Origin of the sequence: Kytococcus sp. HMSC28H12, assembly GCF_001816045.1 — a bacterium.
In the GTDB taxonomy this organism is placed as follows: Bacteria; Actinomycetota; Actinomycetes; order Actinomycetales; family Dermatophilaceae; genus Kytococcus; species Kytococcus schroeteri.
This window is the reverse complement of sequence record NZ_KV824463.1, coordinates 1-1,062: the sequence shown is the minus strand read 5'-3', so window position 1 is coordinate 1,062 and position 1,062 is coordinate 1. Positions and strand designations below refer to the sequence as shown.

The window sequence follows — 1,062 nt, the reverse complement described above, 5'->3', positions numbered from 1 at the left end:
GCCACCGGGAGGTGGCGGGCGTTCCGCTGTGTTCGGCAGGGGCGGCGGGGGAGTGGTTCCCGGTCGGCCGCCCGGAGGGGCGTCAGCTGGCGCGGCGGGCGCGGGCGTTGCGGCGCTTCAGAGCGCGGCGCTCGTCCTCGGAGAGCCCACCCCAGACGCCGGCGTCCTGACCGGTCTCGAGGGCCCACTGCAGGCAGGTCTCGGTCACCTCGCAGCGTGCGCACACCTTCTTGGCCTTCTCGATCTGCTCGATGGCCGGGCCCGTGTTCCCGATGGGGAAGAACAGTTCCGGGTCCTCGTCGAGACAGGCCGCCTTGCTTCGCCAGTCCATGTCCAACCTTTCGAGAACACCGTGTGAGGGTGCGTGTCGCCGAATCGTCCGGGTGCGGGACCGAGCACGGACCGTGGGGGCCGTCCTGTGGGGCCGATCGCCGACAGTGCCGGATCACCTGGTGCCCATCCTCACAGCCGGATCGACGCGTGGCAAGGGATTCCGGGTCACGTCACACGATGCGACGGCTGCGGGTTCCTCATTCCGGCGATGCCGAAAAGACGGTGGGCGCACGAGAGCCCCGGCGTGAACCGGGGCTCTCGTGAAGTGGTGCGCCAACAGGGACTCGAACCCCGAACCCGCTGATTAAGAGTCAGCTGCTCTGCCAATTGAGCTATTGGCGCAACGGAGGAGTACATTACACATACCTCCCGTGAAACGCAAAATCGGCATGGTGGTGCGGAGTCTGCGGAGGGGAGTGGCGCAGTTCATGGCCCCCTGACCGGCGCTGCGGCCTGCACGCGGGCGCCCGGCGGGGCAGGATGGGAGGGCACCGTGACCGCACACTTCCCCGAGGACCCGCATGAGCCCTTCCGAAGACGACCTCTGGACCACCTCCCGGCCGGCGCACGAGCTGGAGGAGCAGGTGGCCCGTGACCGCGCGGCCCGTCGCCGTGAGCAGGTGGCCGACTGGACGCAGGACGACCCTGCGGGTGAGCGGGGCGGGGAGGGACGGACCTCCCGCCCCGAGGCCTCGACGGCCACCGGCGACGAGCCGCAGGCCGCCCCCG

General features: G+C 70.3%; 1 protein-coding gene, 1 tRNA gene and 1 pseudogene. 1 reads left to right on the top strand and 2 read right to left on the bottom strand.

The window, feature by feature from the left end; translation table 11 throughout:
* Positions 1-82 precede the first annotated feature (82 nt).
* Positions 83-331: a WhiB family transcriptional regulator gene (locus HMPREF3099_RS06320; protein ID WP_070705212.1), complete on the bottom strand. Its 249-nt coding sequence runs from the start codon at positions 329-331 to the stop codon at positions 83-85.
* 268 nt (positions 332-599) lie between these two features.
* Positions 600-675 (bottom strand) — tRNA-Lys (locus tag HMPREF3099_RS06315).
* A gap of 179 nt (positions 676-854) precedes the next feature.
* Between HMPREF3099_RS06315 and HMPREF3099_RS06310 the strand changes: the two are divergent.
* Positions 855-1,062 (top strand): annotated as a pseudogene (locus HMPREF3099_RS06310) (hypothetical protein); the annotation flags it as partial.

What these genes read in the sequence shown, in the direction of transcription:
- HMPREF3099_RS06320 (WP_070705212.1), bottom strand. Translation starts at nt 331, where the DNA reads ATGGACTGGCGAAGCAAGGCGGCCTGTCTCGACGAGGACCCGGAACTG.